At 71.4% G+C, this 16,134-nt stretch carries 14 protein-coding genes and 1 tRNA gene; 4 read left to right on the forward strand and 11 right to left on the reverse strand.

Annotated elements, in window-relative coordinates:
* Positions 1 to 146: 146 nt before the first annotated feature.
* A tRNA-Thr gene (locus AC559T_RS22365) sits at positions 147 to 222 on the reverse strand.
* A gap of 323 nt (positions 223 to 545) precedes the next feature.
* Here AC559T_RS22365 and AC559T_RS22370 point away from each other — a divergent pair.
* On the forward strand, positions 546 to 1,613 hold the full coding sequence (locus AC559T_RS22370) for an adenylate/guanylate cyclase domain-containing protein (protein WP_498869996.1): 1,068 nt from the start codon (positions 546 to 548) through the stop codon (positions 1,611 to 1,613).
* A gap of 133 nt (positions 1,614 to 1,746) precedes the next feature.
* On the opposite strand, the gene AC559T_RS22375 is transcribed toward AC559T_RS22370, so the two are convergent.
* From AC559T_RS22375 to AC559T_RS22420, 10 genes are all read right to left on the reverse strand, one after another.
* Entirely contained in the window at positions 1,747 to 2,172 is a 426-nt protein-coding gene (locus AC559T_RS22375; RefSeq protein WP_112108861.1) for a DUF3307 domain-containing protein, read from the reverse strand.
* Between the two features lie 449 nt (positions 2,173 to 2,621).
* Positions 2,622 to 3,095 carry a hypothetical protein gene (locus tag AC559T_RS22380; protein WP_498869997.1) on the reverse strand — a complete coding sequence of 158 codons (474 nt, stop codon included), beginning with the start codon at positions 3,093 to 3,095 and terminating at the stop codon, positions 2,622 to 2,624.
* A gap of 222 nt (positions 3,096 to 3,317) precedes the next feature.
* The gene (locus tag AC559T_RS22385; protein WP_498869998.1) at positions 3,318 to 3,959 is read right to left on the reverse strand and encodes a DUF8175 domain-containg protein; all 642 of its coding nucleotides are present in this window, start codon (positions 3,957 to 3,959) and stop codon (positions 3,318 to 3,320) included.
* Positions 3,956 to 4,327: a hypothetical protein gene (locus AC559T_RS22390; protein ID WP_049795875.1), complete on the reverse strand. Its 372-nt coding sequence runs from the start codon at positions 4,325 to 4,327 to the stop codon at positions 3,956 to 3,958. Before AC559T_RS22390 ends, AC559T_RS22385 begins: the two co-directional genes overlap by 4 nt.
* A gap of 59 nt (positions 4,328 to 4,386) precedes the next feature.
* A complete protein-coding gene (locus AC559T_RS22395) occupies positions 4,387 to 4,980 on the reverse strand; it encodes a GTP-binding protein (protein WP_012157834.1) in 594 nt (197 codons plus the stop codon).
* A complete protein-coding gene (locus tag AC559T_RS22400; RefSeq protein ID WP_012157833.1) occupies positions 4,961 to 5,353 on the reverse strand; it encodes a DUF742 domain-containing protein in 393 nt (130 codons plus the stop codon). Before AC559T_RS22400 ends, AC559T_RS22395 begins: the two co-directional genes overlap by 20 nt.
* Positions 5,354 to 5,387: 34 nt before the next feature.
* Positions 5,388 to 5,798, reverse strand: a complete 411-nt coding sequence (locus tag AC559T_RS22405) for a roadblock/LC7 domain-containing protein (protein ID WP_071065810.1) — start codon at positions 5,796 to 5,798, stop codon at positions 5,388 to 5,390.
* 3 nt (positions 5,799 to 5,801) lie between these two features.
* Positions 5,802 to 8,927 (reverse strand): sensor histidine kinase, encoded by a 3,126-nt coding sequence (locus AC559T_RS22410; RefSeq protein ID WP_498869999.1) that lies wholly within the window; start codon positions 8,925 to 8,927, stop codon positions 5,802 to 5,804.
* Between the two features lie 237 nt (positions 8,928 to 9,164).
* Positions 9,165 to 10,595: a LuxR family transcriptional regulator gene (locus AC559T_RS22415; RefSeq protein ID WP_498870000.1), complete on the reverse strand. Its 1,431-nt coding sequence runs from the start codon at positions 10,593 to 10,595 to the stop codon at positions 9,165 to 9,167.
* 613 nt (positions 10,596 to 11,208) lie between these two features.
* Positions 11,209 to 12,474: a sensor histidine kinase gene (locus AC559T_RS22420; protein WP_112108099.1), complete on the reverse strand. Its 1,266-nt coding sequence runs from the start codon at positions 12,472 to 12,474 to the stop codon at positions 11,209 to 11,211.
* Positions 12,475 to 13,667: 1,193 nt separating this feature from the next.
* Between AC559T_RS22420 and AC559T_RS22425 the strand changes: the two genes are divergently transcribed.
* Genes AC559T_RS22425 through AC559T_RS22435 form a run of 3 tightly spaced genes read left to right on the forward strand, consistent with a single transcriptional unit; the run spans position 13,668 to position 16,089 of the window.
* The gene (locus AC559T_RS22425) at positions 13,668 to 13,946 is read left to right on the forward strand and encodes a hypothetical protein (RefSeq protein WP_071065807.1); all 279 of its coding nucleotides are present in this window, start codon (positions 13,668 to 13,670) and stop codon (positions 13,944 to 13,946) included.
* A complete protein-coding gene (locus AC559T_RS22430; RefSeq protein ID WP_498870001.1) occupies positions 13,943 to 15,265 on the forward strand; it encodes a glycosyltransferase family 2 protein in 1,323 nt (440 codons plus the stop codon). The genes AC559T_RS22425 and AC559T_RS22430 overlap by 4 nt, the downstream gene beginning before the upstream one ends.
* Entirely contained in the window at positions 15,262 to 16,089 is an 828-nt protein-coding gene (locus AC559T_RS22435; RefSeq protein WP_498870002.1) for a 3-keto-alpha-glucoside-1,2-lyase-like domain-containing protein, read from the forward strand. The genes AC559T_RS22430 and AC559T_RS22435 overlap by 4 nt, the downstream gene beginning before the upstream one ends.
* Positions 16,090 to 16,134 lie beyond the last annotated feature (45 nt).

Here is a 16,134-nt window from a genome sequence, read left to right on the forward strand (position 1 = left end):
GCCCAGACAGACAAAGACGACACCCAAACCAAGATCGTTCCCAGCACGCGAACGCCAAATGCGCACACCATGCGCACACCAACCCATTTTGATCTTGAATAGATGATCTCTGACTTTGCAAAACCGCAGGTCAGGGGCCATCTGTCTGGAGCCGGCGAGGGGACTCGAACCCCTAGCCGCTCGATTACAAGTCGAGTGCGCTACCAATTGCGCCACGCCGGCCAGCGATCCCACGATACCGGACGGCTCCCGCGCCTCGGGCGATCGCAAGGCATCGCGCCCTCCAGCGTTGGCCGCCCACCCGACAGTGGACGATCTTGCTGGACGCGACCCCGCCGGCGCCCCTGACAGGGAGACCGGGCCTCTCGATCATCCCCTGCGTCCGGCTCCAGCGTGGTCGTGTCCAGTTGCGCAGGTCAGGGCGGCATTCTGGAGCCTTTCGTGGTCCCCGGCGGAAATCAGCACAGTAAGAGGTGGCTTCCCCGCTATGATTCCGCCGTACCCGCCGCACCAGCGGGTCGGAGGGGGATGGACGTACGGTGCAAATGGAAACGACGACCGTGATGGTCGTGGATCTCGTGGGTTCGACCCGCGCCATCGCGTCGGTACCGCAGATGCGCATGGATGAGCTCATGGCCGAGGCTGTCCTACCGATTCGCCGGGTTGTCGAGGAGACCGGCGGGGAGATCATCAAGTTCACCGGCGACGGCTACATGACGGCTTTCCGGTCGGCCACCCGTGCGCTTCACGCTGCCGCCCAGATCGCCGATCTGTTCATCGCCGGCCCACGGCTGCCGATCGGCGAGTGGCTCGAGGGCTGTCGGGTCGCTATCCACACCTGCGACACGACCAGGTTCGAGGATGACCTGCTCGGCGAGGGTGTCGTCGTCCCGGCGCGGATGGAGAAGTACGTTCCGACGAACGCCGTGTACGTGACGTCGACCGTCCGCGATGCCGCGAAGTCGGCGGAGTTCGACTTCGAGCCGATCAGCGAGCTCGTCCTCGGGGGGATACCGCGTCCCGTCCAGGTCCACCGCCTTGTTACCGAACGCTATCGCGGCATCGAGCGCGGCACCTTCCTCACGGTGACCGATCTGGTCGGTTTGAACGCACTTGCGGCACGGGTTTCGTTGACCGCGTTGAACGAACGGCTTCGGGACTGGGTCTCTATTCACCGCGAAGCGCTGGGCGCGACCCGGGGCCGACTCCGGTCCGTCGCCGGTGACAATGTGTTGTCCACGCACGGCAGCGCGGACGAGGCGGTGAGTTTCCTCCTCACGCTCGACCATCTGGCGCGCGCTCGGAGAATTGCCGGTGACGACGGCCGGCCTCCGTTCACGTTCAGCGCGGTCATCGCGCACGGGGATCTCTTCGTCCCCGATTTCGGGCTGGCCGGCCCGCTGGTGAGCAGCACCTGCCGGACGTTGCAGGTCCTCGAACCCGGAACGAAGATCATCACGGACGGGGTCTTCCAGGGCCTCACGTCGGAGCGGGGTGTCTTCGGCCCCGAGTTGGCCCCCGTCCCGGGCGGCCTCGAGGATGGCTACCGCCTGCTCATACATCCCGGAAGCAGCCTCGCGGACGGAGACGGCGAGCCGCTCGCCGCCGGGTGACCACCACCGCGAGGCTCCGACGGCCCCGGTAGACGACCCGTGTCCGGTGATCCACCGAGGCCCCGGGCCTGTGTTTCCAACCGCGTACATATTCAGGGCCACACATGATTTTCCGGCCCGGTACCGTGACGGATCAGCTCAGGCCCGCGGCCAGAAGGGCACCAATGAACAGACATCCAATATGTAGTGACTGATCGGCCAGGTAAATTCCGTTGAGGCCGCCGCTTTTCAGCTCGGCGAATCGGGCCGCTCCCGATCGGCGCAGCAGCCAGCGTACCGGCCACCTACGGTCGATAAACCCGTGCGTGACGATGGACCAGCCCAGCGCGGCTATCGCACCCGGAAGACGCAGTGGTACGTCGATAATCAGGAGACTCGCCAGGGCCGCAGCGACGCACAGATGGTAAGCGAATAGATGACCGGTCATGGCGCGGGCGGCGGGCCATCCGCGCCCGCCCTTCTCGGTCGCCTGTCGATCCGTCTGCGCGACATGATCACCTAGGTGATGGCCCGTAAATAAAGCAATGAACGCGGCACAGAACACCGTGGCATCAGTCATCGACGTGGCCCCCTCCCGCCGAAATAACAGTAGGGCACACCACGGCAGAAGATCGGGACTTCGGGCCGGAAGCGGCGATTTACGACGCTCCAGGCTGGCGCCCCGGGCAGCCAGCCGCTCGCACGTCCCACCCCCGGCCAGGAGGACAACGACACCGGGCCGGGTCCGCGTCCTCGAAATTTCGGAACATCCGCCATGGATAGGGCAAAAGCCCCGCTCCCGTATGACCCGGGAACACCCCGACCACAAAACTGTGGCGGGTGAGTGAGTCCATGGACTCACTCACCCGCCACACATCGAGCGGCAGTGCCTCCAGCCGGCGGGCACGACCGTCACCGGGTCGTGGCCGCGGCCCTCACCAGCCGGCGGGTGTGACTGGTCACCGGCCGGCGGGTGTGACTGGTCACCGGCCGGCGGGTGTGATCGTTACCAGGTGATGGGCGTGGTTGTCACCGGGTGGCGGTGGAGGTGACCGGGCCGGAGAACAGGACGTTCCCGTTCAGGTCGTAGCCGGTCGCCGTTCCGGTGGAGCTGAACGCGTCCCGGCTGCTGAAGGTGGCCGAATGCCGGATGTCGATGGAACCGACCACCGTTCCGTTCGGGCCGGGCAGGGTCCGGACGAAGGAGTAGGTGAAGGTCTTCGATCCGGTCGAGTGCCAGGAACCCCAGAAGGTCCCGCTCGGCGTGGCGACGGCGAAGCGGCTCTTCGGCAGGAACAGCATCTGGACCGACTCGGTGGCGCCGAGTGCCGTCGTGGCCGTGCCCGTCCAGTAGCCCACCGGGCTGTAACCGCCACCATGGGAGGTCGTGCTCGCGGCTCCGGCGACCGGCGCCACGCCGACCGCCAGGGCGAGCATGCCCGCCAGAGCCGCCAGCAACAGCGCCGCCCGCGTGGAGGCGAGACGGACGCGAGGTCGCAACATACAGGTTCTCCTTTGCCGTGGACATCAAGGTGCCTGAACACCGCCGACCGGCTTGAAGAAGCCCTGGAAACACGGTTCCGCGTGCGCGCTCAGGCGGCGCCGCGCACGTGCGCGTATCCGGGACCAGGAAACGGGACACCACCCCCCCGGCCGTGGTGTTGGGGGTTCGTGCCGGCATTGCTGGCAAGAACCCCCGACCACACGGCTGGTAGGACCCGTCGGTTACGGGACTGGGAAGCGGAACTCCGACGGAAAGCAACTGAAACCGGAGACATCGTCACCCAGGCAGAATGCGTGTGTCCAGTCCCCCGAGGGCGGATCGACCACACGCCAGTCGGCGCCGACCCAGCTCACCTCAACCCGCATCGTCGTCGTGACCGCGTCGCCGCCGTCCACAGAACGGGTGAGAAGGTATCGAATCGCCGCTTTCCTGGACGAATAGCGCTCGACTTCCCATCCGATGATCTGCACCTGGTACCAGGAGGTACCACTCGGCCCGCTCCCACCCCCCGGGACGGGCTTTCCGCCGACCGCGCCGGCCGCGCCCCCAACACCACCAAAACCCCCAAAACCGCCAACGCCCCCAACGCCCGTGGCGCCGACGGTGGAGGTCGCCCGGTGCGCAAGGTTGATCGCGGCGATGACGGCACCCAACGGTGAGCGCTCGAATCCCGCGACGACGTGCTCGCCCAGCACCCGCGGACCGGCGGAACGGCTGCACGGCAGCCGTGCGCCGTCCGCGTGGTCATAGAAGAAGACGTCGGCCATGGTGACGGCCCGATATCTCGTCCAGGTGCGGAGCAACAGGTAGGTGGACGCCCCGAAGACGACCGCGGCCTCGGTCGTCAGCAGGAGGAGGGTCATACGATTCCCCCAGGCGCGATCTCCCGGCAGCCGGCGGGTGGTGGCAGGTCGGCCGGTGGCAGATCGGCGAGCTCGGGATGCCGGTCCGAGCCGGCGGCCATCCGGGCCGCGGCGAGCAGGGCCCGGGCGACCTGCGCCCATTCGCTGCTGTCACCGCCGACGGCGCCCCGGATCGTCTCCAGGCTGTGCAGTTCGTGGGAGAGCCCGCCGGCCACGTAGGCCGGCATCCGCACCATGACTGCGGGGCGCTGGCTGTTCGGCGGATCCTCCACCTCGATGGGGTGCTCCCAGTCGACATAGATCTCCATTTCGACGCCGGGTACCCGGCTTTTGCGCGGACGCGGCGCGTCGAGGTCATGGCTGGGCATGTCCACCTCCTGGCGTCCCCCCGGCTGGTCAATCCGCTTTCCTGGTCGGGCCGGGCCCGTCATGGCTCGTCCGGCAGGTCGCCGGAGAGAGCCAGTTCCAGTGCGTGGCGCACAAGATGGACCAGGGTCGTCTGCGCGCTGTCCGGGCGCCGGGCGTCGCAGTACATCAGCGGCCGGTGCGGCGCCAGGTCCGCCGCGTTGCGGACCATGGGCAGCGGGTACTCGTAGGTGTTCGCGTCGAACCGGTTGACGGCCACCAGGAACGGGACCCGGCGGTTCTCGAAGAAGTCGATGGCGGGAAAGGAGTCTGCCATCCGCCGGGTGTCGACGAGAACGACCGCGCCGATCGCGCCGCGGACGAGCTCGTCCCACATGAACCAGAAGCGGTCCTGGCCGGGCGTGCCGAACAGGTAAAGGATGATGTTGTTGCTGAGAGTGAGACGGCCGAAGTCCATGGCGACCGTGGTGGTCGTCTTGCCGTGCACGGCGCTGGTGTCGTCGACGCCGAGGCTGGCGCTGGTCAGCGCCGCCTCGGTGGTGAGCGGCTCGATCTCGCTCACCGACCCCACGAACGTCGTTTTTCCTACTCCGAACCCACCGGCGACGAGAACCTTGACCGCGGTGGGCGCCCGCTTAGAGACGGGTGAGACCATGCAGAACCCTCCGTAGGAGTTCCGGACTGGGCCGATCTGGATTTTCGGGGCGGTGGACGGAGACCATTCCGTCGCGCGCCATGTCGTCGATGAGGACCCGAACCACCATCAGTGGCAGCTTGAGCCTGGCGGAGATCTCGGCGATCGAGTGGATTCGCATGCACAGGATCGCGATGTCGTGTTCCTCGGGGGCGAGCCGGCCGCGCCGCCGGATCGCCGCCATTCCCGAATCGGTCGTCGCGACCAGCGCGACGAGCTCCAGCGGGACGGCGGGCGCGGTGCGCCCCCTGGTCACCGCGTAGGGACGGACCAGCGGCTCGGACTCATCCCAGCTATCGCCCAGTCCTGTTGACCCGGACCAGTCGCCAGCCACCCTGTTCCACCTCCCTGCGTGACGCGGTGCGAGTTCAGGACGGAAGGGCAGCCCGCATCTGGTTGCGCAGCTCGGGGGTCAGGAACCTGCCGGCCCGGCTGACGAGATGGGCCATCTCGTAGGCGATCTGGCCGACGTCGGCGTCGGCCCTGCTGGAGACCGCCAGGCAGGCGCTGTGGCCCACGGCGGTGATGAACAGGTAGCCGTTCTCCATGTCGACCATGGTCTTGTTGACCTGGCCCCAGCCGTGCTGCCGCGCCGCGCCGCGGGCCAGCGCGTCGAATCCGGAGGCGACCGCCGCGAGCTGGTCGGCCGCGGCCCGGTCGATGCCGGTGGAGGTGGCCAGCAGCAGGCCGTCGGAGGACAGGACGACCGCGCAGAGGATGTCGGGGACCGTCTCGCGAAGTCGGTCGAGCAGAAAGGACAGGTCAGGCTGTCGGGGCATGGCTCATCTCCCGTCGAGGTCGTCGGCGTCGCGCATGCCGCGGTCGAAAGCGGTGGTGAAACGCTGGGCGAGCGCGCGGGCGGCTTCGGGGTCGGGCGCGCTGGCGGCCTTCTGCGGCAGCCGCTCGCCGGCGGGGTCGTCGCGCAGGCTCTTGGCGAGGTGCGCGCCGCGCTGCCGGCGCGGCAGGTCCTCGAGCCGCGGGTGTCCGCCGGGGCCGGGCGGGCCGGCCAGCGCCTCGGCGCCGTCGTGGCCGCGCAGCGGGCCGAACAGCGGGTCGAACAGTCCGCCGTCCGCCAGGTCCGCGGCGCTGTGTGCGGCCATCCCGCCGGGACGTCCCTCGGGCCGGCGGCGCGGCGCGGCGTCGAGACCACCGTCGACGAAACCACGTCCGAGACCACCGTCGAGCCCGTCGTCGAGGCCGCCATCGAAGCCCCTGTCGAGGCGCAGGCCGCGTGGGTCCTCGAGCTGCCGGTCGGCCAGGTCGCCGCCGTGGCCGCCGGCCGCGCGGGCGTCGCCGTACCGGCCGGCGCGGGAGTCCGGCCCGTAACCGGTGGCCCGGGGATCGTCGCCGTACCGGCCGGCGCCGGTGTCGCTGCCGGGACCTCCGGTGCGGGGATCGTCCTGATAACCGCTGCCGCCGGGGTCGCCGCGGTAGCCATTGTCGCGGGCGTCACCGCCGTAGCCGGCCTGGCGCGCCTCGGCACCGTAGCCACCGTCGCGGCCATCGTGCGGGTCACGGGGGTCACGGGGGTCACGGGGGTCACTGCCGTAGGCGGCCGCGCGCGGGTCCTCCCCATAGCCCGCCGGGCGAGGGTCCTCCCCGTAACCCACCGCACGCGGGTCCTCCCCATAGCCTGCCGCGCGAGGGTCCTCCCCATAGCCGGCGCCGCGGGGGTCGCCGTGCTGGCCACCGAACCTGTCGTCGCTACCACCGGAACGAGCCTCGCCAGGACGAACCTCTCCGGGACGGGCGTCGCCGCCACCGGGGCGGACGTCGTCGGCGGCCTCGGGCCGCAGGCGGGCGGACGCCCGGTGCGGAACCGCCGCGACCGCTCCGGCCAGCGCGAGCTCCTCGGTGGGGGTGGGCCCGGCCCGACGTCCACCGCGATCGCCCGGCGCGCCGGGACCAGTTCCGCTGCCGCCGCCGGCACCTCCGCCGTACACGGAGCCGCCCGCCGAGCCGCCCGCCGCGAGCGCCGCCGGCTGCCGGCCGCCGTTCGACCCGGCGGCCGGCAGCGATGCGGCCTGATGCGGGATCTCGGTGTGGATGAGCCCGGCCGGGATGATCGTGACGACGTGGACGCCCCCGTACACGCTGGGCTTGAACCGCACGGCGATCCTGTGCCGGGCGGCCAGCCGGGCGACGACGAACAGGCCGATCTGGCTGCCCTGCGTCGAGGCCTCGAACGGCGGCGGGTTGGCCATCCGGTGGTTGGTCGAGGCGTAGGAGGCCGGGTCGAGGCCGACGCCGCGGTCCTCGATCTCCACCGTCCAGCCCTGGCCGACGCGGCTGGCCTGCACGGTCACCGGGGTGTCGGGTGGGGAGAAGGCGGTGGCGTTCTCGATGAGCTCGGCGAGCATGTGGGTCAGGTCGCCGACGGCCGAGCCGACGATCTCGACGTCCGACGTCGGCAGGTGCACGTGTACCCGGGTGTAGTCCTCGACCTCGCTGGCCGCCGCGCGCAGCACCTGGACCAGGCGCACCGGCCCGCGGAAGGTGCGTCCCGGCTGGCCGCCGGCGAGGACGATCAGGCTCTCCGCCAGCCGCCGCATGCGGGTGGCCTGGTGGTCGACGCCGAACAGGCGGGTGAGGATCTCGCCGTCCTGCTGGTCGCGCTCGAGCTCGTCGATCAGCCGGAGCTGGCGCTGGATCAACCCCTGGGTGCGTCGGGCGAGCGTCTGCAGGATGGCGCCGACACTGCGGCTCTCCGCCACCTCGTAGGCCGCCGACACCGCGGACGAGTAGGTCACGTTGAAGGCACGGGCGACGTCGCCGATCTCGTCGCCGGCCGCGGTGGCGAAGGCCGGCGGCTCGGCGGCCGGGTCGATGGGATGTCCCTGCCTCAGCTTCGAGGTGACCGCGGGCAGCCGCCGCTGGGCCACCTCGAGCGCGCCGGACCGCAGCGCGCGCAGCGCGCCGACCAGCCTGGTCGCGACGCCGACGGACACCGCGATCGACAGGGCGACCACGCCGGCGGCGAGCAGACCGGAGAGCAGGGCGCTGCGCAGCGCGGCGTCGGCGAGCGAGGCGCTGCGGTGCTCCAGGTCGTCGACGACCTGCCGCTGCACCTTGCGGAGCTGCTCGCTCTTCGCGCCGCTCGCCGTCGCCCACGCGGTGAAGTCGATCCGCTCGCCGCGCAGCACCCGGTCACGCAGGTCGGTGACGGTGTTCAGCGTCGGGCCGACGACGGAGTCGTACAGGGCGAGCTGCTCGGGGGTGGCGGACGACCGGAACTGGGTCATCCACGCCGCCTCGGCGCCGATCGCCGACTGGACCCGGGTGGCGCTGTCGGGCACTGCGCCGCCGAGCACGGCCGCCGCCGAGACGTACCCGTACTGCTGGCTGATCGCCTCGCTGGCCCGGGAGACCGCGGACAGTGCGGTGGCCCCGCGCACGACCTCGGTGTCCTCGCTGCCGATGCCGACCATGGCGGCGCCGACGTCCAGCCAGGAGGAGATCATCTGGTTGAAGGTGACGGTTCCCGGGCCGGGCTGGAGGGTCTGCGCGTCGACGCCGGCTCGCACCGTGGCGAGCCCGGCCATCTGGTTCCGCGCGGCGCCGACCGCGTCCCGGACCTGGTTGCGCGGGCCCGCCGGCAGTTCGTCGGCCGTCTCGGTGACGGTCGCGAGGGCCTCGTCGACCGGGCTGCGCGCGCTCGTCGAGCGGGCGGCGAACTCCCGTTCCCGGTAGCCGGAGCCGACCAGGCTGGAGACGGCGTACCGCTCGGCCTGCAGGGCGTAGACAAGATCGTTGACGTGGATGAGGAACCGGGCGGCGGTCCTGGTCTGGTCGCTCGCGCGCTGGGCCGCGAGCTGGCCGGTCACGACCCAGCTACCGAAGCCGACCAGGGCCAGCAGTGGCAGGAGCAGGACCAGAGTGATCTTGTACCGGATGGGCCAGTTCCGCACTCCGCCACCTCTCGTCGGGGACGCGGGGGTCCTCGAGACATCCAGTCGGCCGACGGGACCGGGGGGCGGCAGGAGGGGAGTAACCGCACCCGGCTGCGGACGCACTGGGTGGCGTGGCGACCTCGCCCCGGCGCCAACAGCCACCGAGAACGACGCTGAGCAGCTGTTCCGATCCCGTCGGCAATCAGGACGCTAACCGTGAGAGGTGCTCTACCGGAAGAGTAATCATGTGACGCTTTAGGGACGTCGTGTCCTGTTCATGCCATTACCGCGCCCGCCGGACGCCCGATCGCCCGTCCGGTCGCCCGCGCGGTCGCCTCGACGGGCACCGGCGGCACCCGTCTGGCCAAGTCGTGCCACCGGACGGGCCGCGCCCGGCCCCGAGGAGGCGGCCGCGGGCACCGACGAGGAGGATCCGGCCGCCTGCGCGGGCGCCGACGCCGCCGATGCGGACGCGGACGCGGTCGCCGCGGCGGGGTCCGACTCGGGCGACGCCGGAGCGGGAACCGCTGGCAGGGCAGCCGCGCGGCCGCCCCGGCCGGCCGCGAGCGCCCCGCCGCGGACACCACCGAGAACCCCGCCGAGGGCGCCGTCGAGGCCGCCGTCGAGCGCAGCGTCGAGGCCGCCGTCGAGGCCGCCGTCCGGTCCGCCGTCCCAGCGGCCGGCGCCGGCGCCCCGGGGCAGGTATCCGGCGCGCGCGGCGGCGGCACCGAGTTGGAACCGGGTCAGCACGCCGAAGCGTTGGCACATCTCCGCCACGTCCCGTTTCACCGTCCGGTCGGAGACACCGAGCTCCCGGGCCGCACGGCTGTCGTCGAGCCCGCTGTCGAGCAGCTGGAGCAGGGCGCGCTGGCGGCGCACCGTCGCGGGCTCGTCGAGCTCGACCTCACCCGACCCGCGCCGCGCCGCCGCGTACTGGGTGCGGGTCACCATGTCCGCGATCGCCCGGACCAGAGTCGGGGCGACGACCGCGAACGCGCCGTCGTCGAGGTCGTCGTCACGCACCGGCACGAGCGCGGCGGAGCCGTCCCAGACGATCGCCCGCATCGGCAGTGCCGGCAGCACGTGGATCTGCCCGATCGGCGGCAGCCGCCGCCCCTGGTGCCGCCGGCGCGCCGCCGCGACCGCGCCCGCCGTCCACACGCTGACGACTCGCACGCCCCGGCTGGCGGCCGGTACCAGCAGGTCGGGGACGTCCCCACCGAGGCCGGGCGGCGGCGGCCCGGTCAGCAGGAACCGGACGGACTGGGTCGATCTGCGGGTCAGCTCCGCCATCCGGGGGAAGATCTCGTCGCGGGCGAGAAGCTGCACGCCCGCGTTGGTCCCCGCCCGGCGGCGGCCGGCGACGTAGTCGCCGAACAGGCCCGACCGGTAGAGCTGCGCCCGTTCGTCGGCCATCCGCGCCCGCTCGGCGACCAGCGCCGCCTCGCGCATGGCGTGGCGTGCCTGCAGGACGCGCACCGGGTCCTGCGGCTCCCACTGGTGGCCGACCCGGCGGACGAGACCCGCCTCCACCAGCCGGTCCATCTCGGCCTGGACAATGGGCTCGGGGCGGCGCAGCCACTCCGCGAGCAGGTCAACCCCGCAGTAGGGGTGGCGGGCCACCGTCCGCCACACCTCGTCGGAGAATTCGTCCAGACCCTCGAATCCGAGTTCGGACAGACGCACGCCCACCCCTCCCCGCGCAGCCGCCAGCCACGAGCGACGAACATTCCAGATACGTCCCGGAAACACTTCGCTGGATTCACGGGAAATCGCGGTGCGGGGCAGACCGAGAACCGCGCTGACGCGCCGATTACATCTGGTTACGGCAAGCTATACCACTTTGGGTGACTCTTCAACGGCTTTGCGCGAATTGCGGCAGGATCGACCGCGACACAACAACAGATACACAAAGATGATCGATTGTTTGACCTGTCATGTTCCTGCATGGTGCGCACGGACGATGAGCCTGACCCCATCCGTAACATAGCGATAATTAAACCTATACACACCAACAGAAGCCCACCTGAGCTCCGGGCCGAGAGCGGCCGTCGTCGGCGCCTGGACCCGGCCCGTCCCACGCCACAGGCCCGGGGCGCACCGCTGAGGGCCGCCGCCAGGCGACCCGCTCCGGCCCCCGTCCACGCACAAAACCGTTACCCGCCCGTTACCGGCCGGACGGCCCGCGATCGGCCGGGAATCGACGGCGCGGGCTGGCAGACGCCCATTCCACGCGTCCGCCCGGGGACGCCGGAGGCTGATTTGAAGATGACGTCGATGATGACTGTCGCCGGAATGATCAGTCCGACTGTGTCTGTTCCCTGTCCCGCCACGGCACCTTCGCGATGACGTAGGTCGGCCCGCCGGGTGGGCTGTCCACGATCAACGTGCCGTCGATGGCGTCCAGCCGCTCGGTGAGGCCCGCCAGGCCGCTGCCCCGGCCGAGGCTCGCGCCCCCGCGGCCGTCGTCGGTTATCCGCAGCAGCAGGTTGTCACCGACCCGGCGCAGGTCGACCAGCGCGTCCGACGCCTGGCTGTGCTTGCTGATGTTGGTGAGCAGCTCGGCGGCGGTGAAGTAGACGATGCCCTCGATCGCCGGCGCCGGCCGCTCGTCCAGCTCGACCGTCACCCGGACGGGAACCGTGCAGCGCATCCCCAGCGACGGGATCGCGCCCGGCAGGCCCCGGTCGGTGAGGATCGCGGGATGGATGCCGCGGGCCAGGTCGCGCAGCTCCCGCAGCGCCAGCTTGACCTCGCCGTGCGCCTCCTCGACCATCTTCGCCGCGGTGTCCGGGTCGTCGGCGAGCTTCTCCCGCGCCAGGCCCAGCCCCATCGCGAGCGCGACCAGCCGCGCCTGCGCGCCGTCATGCAGATCCCGCTCGATGCGCCGCAGGTCGGCCGCGGCCGTGTCGACGACGACGCCGCGGTCGGCCTCCAGCTCCCTGATCCGCCGCTCCATCCGGTCGGACGGCGAGAGCAGCGCCGAGATCATCGCCCGGTCGACGGCTGCCAGTGCCCGGGCCACAACCGGCAGCACCGGCCAGCCGACGAGCAGCAGCACCAGCGTCACGGTGAAGGTGACGATCACCCATGGAAGCCGGATCACGAAGTACAGGGCGTGCCGCCAGCCGACCGGGTCCGCCACCGCGGCCCACAGTCGGCCGAAGGCACCCGTGGACGCCGACCGCGGCCGCGACGCCGTCGGAATGTGCAGGCCGAGGATGGCCCGGGCCCGGGCCCGTTCGACGGTGCCGAGCGCCCGGGTCACCACCAGGCCGATGGTCAGCAGCGGCAGGCCGACGACCGTGACCGCCATCCCCACGCCGACCGAGAACCAGACGACCACGAAGACGAACCCGACGAGGCCCGTCGGCAGGTTCAGCAACAGGAAGAGGACCCGCCGCCAGGTCCGGTTGTCGAGGGCGAAGACCTGCTCGGGCCTGGCGTCCACCCCGGCGCCGGGCTGATCGGGAACGGGCTGATCGGGAACGGGCTCTTTCCCGGCCGGCGGGGCCACGGGCTGCTCGGTCCGTTGGTCCGGGGTCGCGTCGACGGGGCCGGCCACTGCTGGGGCTCCTCCCGGGTGTGCGGCGGCTGCACGGGGCAGGCTCAACTCTCGCGCCACTCCGTCTGGACGACACAGCCTGGACGACGCACAAGGACACCGTACTCGTTCAACAGGACAAACAATAGCGAGGGTTTCTATCCGCTTTACGGCAGCACCGAACGAGACCACATCGTGTGACGCGAGGGCCGGCGCAAGAAAATTCCTCAACCCCCTGCCACCACAGTCGCACGGCGTGTAAGAATAAGCGCCGAACAGGAAAGTAACGGGGCGCCCTCCCGCCCTGGTCCACTGAGGATTCAGCGAGATCGCAGCCGTCGCGTCTCGGCGACCTGGCGGTTCCGGGAGGCATGGCTCCATGGGGGGAAATGATTTGGATCAGCAGAAACCCACGGGCGGCGATGTGTCGTGACGGTATCGCTCCGGCCCCGCCCACGGCCCACATCGGGCATACATCCGAGCTGCTCAGACAGCTTGCGGGGTGTCCCCTGGCCCGGCGCCGAGCGCGCTGCCGGGCCACAGTGAACCACTGCCACGCCGGCACATCCTGAGTCGCCGTACCGGGCGTTGTCCACTTTCGAAACGACCGCCGGCCGACCCGTCGATAGTTTCCTCCGGCCAGCGCTAAACCGCGCGAACCTGATTCCTCCAATCCGTTCCGGGGAATCAGTTGGACACCGCACCGGAATAGTTCCGTCGACATTTCTTGCGGCGCCGGCCGAATACACCGTCCAACGACCCGTGAGGGTGGCTGGCACCTGGGCGGCCGGCTGGCTGGCCGGGTCGTGATGCCCCGGCTGGATCCGTCCAATGGTCTCATCCGGGCCGGAGCGATCGGCTGACCCGGGCTCCGGGCTGACCCACCGACCAGCGCGCCACAGCGATCTCCCGCTGGAGCGCGGTGGCGGGGCTGGTCACGCCCGGTGCTCGTCATGCCCGGTGCTCGTCATGCCCGTCGCGCCCTGAGCTGGGCACATCCCGGGTCAAGGAACACCTGGGTTCGGCGCGTCCCGAGTTCGACGTGCCTGGGCTCGGCCCGCCCCCGGGCCTGGTCCCGGGCGTGATCGCGCCGAGACGGCTGGCGTCCGGACAGGGCGCAGGAGAACCGGCCGCCGGTCGTCGACCGGCCGCCACCTCCCGTGCGGCGACGGCCGTCCCGCCGCCGCACGGACCCCATCTCGCACGGAGGAACCATGCACGTCCCCCTGACGTCCGGCGCGGCGCTCACCCGCGCAGGGCTCCCGCCCGCCCACCAGGCTCCCGGCGGGGCGGGCGGCGCGGCCCCGGTCGCCCGCGACGCCTCCCCGGACCACGCGACCGTGCTGCTCGATCTGCTCTCGGATCTGCTGACCAACCTCGTGGGCCTCGCCTTCGTGCTGTACATGACGGTCGGCCTGCTCGGGGTCCTGCTGGCACTGGCGCTGCGGGCCCGGCGCGGCGCGTCCCGGCCTGGTCCCGGAGCGGCGACGTGAACCTGCTCGACACCGACGGCCGCGACGCGCGCCTGCTCGCCGCAACCATGATCACCTTCGGGATGGTCTACCTGTTCGCGATGCTGGTGCTCTCCCGTGTCCACCGGCCCCGGACGGGCACGCCCCCCGACGGCCTCTTCTTCGTCTTCGTGATGCCCTGCCTCAACGAGGAGGCGGTCATCGAGGCGAGCCTGCGCCGGCTCCTGCTCTCCCCCGCCACGAACCGCCGGGCCCTCGTCGTCGACGACGGCTCGGACGACCGGACCTCGCTGATCGTCCGCGGGGTGGCCGACGACCGGGTGTGGCTGCTGCGCCGCGAGCCACCGGACGCCCGACGGGGCAAGGGTGCCGCGCTGAACGCCGCCGTGGCCCATCTGGCGACCCGCCCGGAGATCGCCGCCCGCGCCCCCGACGACGTGATCATCGCCGTGGTCGACGCGGACGGCCGTCTCGACCCGCACTCGGTGGAGGCGGTCGCCCCCTACTTCGCCGATCCCCGCACCGCCGGCGTGCAGACGGGCGTGCGCATCAACAACCGGCACACCAGCCTGCTCGCCCGGCTCCAGGACATGGAGTTCGTGATCTACACCGATGTCTTCCAGCGCGGACGCGGCCAACTGGACAATGTCGGCCTCGGTGGCAACGGCCAGTTCGTCCGGCTCTCGGCGCTGCGGTCCCTCGGCGGCGACCCGTGGTCGCACAGCCTGACCGAGGATCTCGATCTCGGTGTCCGGCTGCTGCTGACGGGCTGGCGCAACCAGTTCTGCCCGCAGGCGGACGTCCACCAGCAGGGGGTCGTCCGGCTGGGACGGCTGCTGCGGCAGCGGTCGCGCTGGTTCCAGGGCCACCTGCAGTCGTGGGCGCTGATGCCCCGCGTGCTGCGGCAGGCGCGGGCCCGGGCGCTGCCCGACATGCTGTTTCACCTCTCCAGCCCGCTGCTGATCCTCCTCGCGTCACTGCTGACGGCCGCCTTCGTGCTCAGCACGGTGGGCGTGCTGACGAGCTGGCTCGCCGGCGGGCCGGCGCCGGACCCGCGCTACTTCCTCGGCGCCTACCTGATGGCGGCGGGACCGGCGCTGGTCTGCGCGCTGATCTACCGGTCACGCGAGCCGCTTGTTGGCTTCGGCGTGGTCCGCCTAGCCGGCTATGCGCACCTCTACATGCTGTACGCGCTGGTGTGGTTCGTCGCCGGCTGGTGGGCGATGGGACGGGTGGTCAGCGGCCGGACGAGCTGGCACAAGACCGCCCGAACCCCGGAGAGCGCGCCACCCACGCCCCTCCAGCCGGTGTCCGCCGCTCCCGAGGGACCGGACCGGTGAGCGCCAACCACGACCACACCGACCTCCACCACAGCCGCCACCTCGGCCAGGAGCGTGGCCGGCCCGGCGCCGGCCCGCCAGCCAGGTCCGCCGTCGGCTCGCCGCGCCCGCCGCGTCGGCGGGTCCGCCGCCGGTATCGGCTCGTCGTCCTCGCGCTGGTCAGCGCGGGCGGGATGGCCGCCCTCGCCGGGCTGTGGGCGGTCATCTCGCTCAGCACCGAGGACGGGCCGACCCGCTGGCGGGACGGGACCAGGCACGGCCCGTGGCTGGCGGTCTTCGACGGCTACGGCCGCACCACCGGGCAGCTCGAGGCCGGCGGCCTGGTGATCACACTCGCCCCCCGGACCGCCGACGCACCGGAGCGCACCCACGCCGGCCTGGTGGTCAGCTCGGAGCACTACGGCGACGTGCGGTTCACCACGCAGGTGCGCACCGTCCGCCAGCTGCGCCACGGCACCCCGGCCCCGTGGGAGGTCGGCTGGGTGCTCTGGAACTACACCGACCCGGCGCACTTCTACGCCTTCGCGCTGAAGCCCAACGGCTGGGAGCTCAGCAAGCAGGACCCCGCCTACCCCGGCGGCCAGCGGTTCCTGGCCAGCGGGCCGGCGCCGCGGGCCCGCCTCGGCAGCTGGCACACGGTGGAGGTGATCCACGACCGGGACTCGATGACGGTGTCCGTGGACGGCGTCCCCACGGTGCGGATGCAGGACACCGAGCGCCCCTACGTCTCCGGTGCCGTCGGCCTGTACTGCGAGGACTCCGTCGTGGAGTTCCGCGGGTCCGGCGCCCGCCACCTGCGCCCGACCGACCAGCCGCCGTTCTGACCGGCCGCCGTTCCGGCTGGCGCCGACCGGCCGCCGTTCGGAGCG

This window comes from Frankia sp. Hr75.2 (assembly GCF_949319125.1).
Classification (GTDB): Bacteria; Actinomycetota; Actinomycetes; order Frankiales; family Frankiaceae; genus Parafrankia; species Parafrankia soli.

Bases quoted from the DNA above. Each gene is read 5' to 3' on its own strand.
- AC559T_RS22370 (WP_498869996.1), top strand. From the start codon at position 546: ATGGAAACGACGACCGTGATGGTCGTGGATCTCGTGGGTTCGACCCGC.
- AC559T_RS22375 (WP_112108861.1), bottom strand. From the start codon at position 2,172: ATGACTGATGCCACGGTGTTCTGTGCCGCGTTCATTGCTTTATTTACG.
- AC559T_RS22380 (WP_498869997.1), bottom strand. From the start codon at position 3,095: ATGTTGCGACCTCGCGTCCGTCTCGCCTCCACGCGGGCGGCGCTGTTG.
- AC559T_RS22385 (WP_498869998.1), bottom strand. From the start codon at position 3,959: ATGACCCTCCTCCTGCTGACGACCGAGGCCGCGGTCGTCTTCGGGGCG.
- AC559T_RS22390 (WP_049795875.1), bottom strand. From the start codon at position 4,327: ATGCCCAGCCATGACCTCGACGCGCCGCGTCCGCGCAAAAGCCGGGTA.
- AC559T_RS22395 (WP_012157834.1), bottom strand. From the start codon at position 4,980: ATGGTCTCACCCGTCTCTAAGCGGGCGCCCACCGCGGTCAAGGTTCTC.
- AC559T_RS22405 (WP_071065810.1), bottom strand. From the start codon at position 5,798: ATGCCCCGACAGCCTGACCTGTCCTTTCTGCTCGACCGACTTCGCGAG.
- AC559T_RS22425 (WP_071065807.1), top strand. From the start codon at position 13,668: ATGCACGTCCCCCTGACGTCCGGCGCGGCGCTCACCCGCGCAGGGCTC.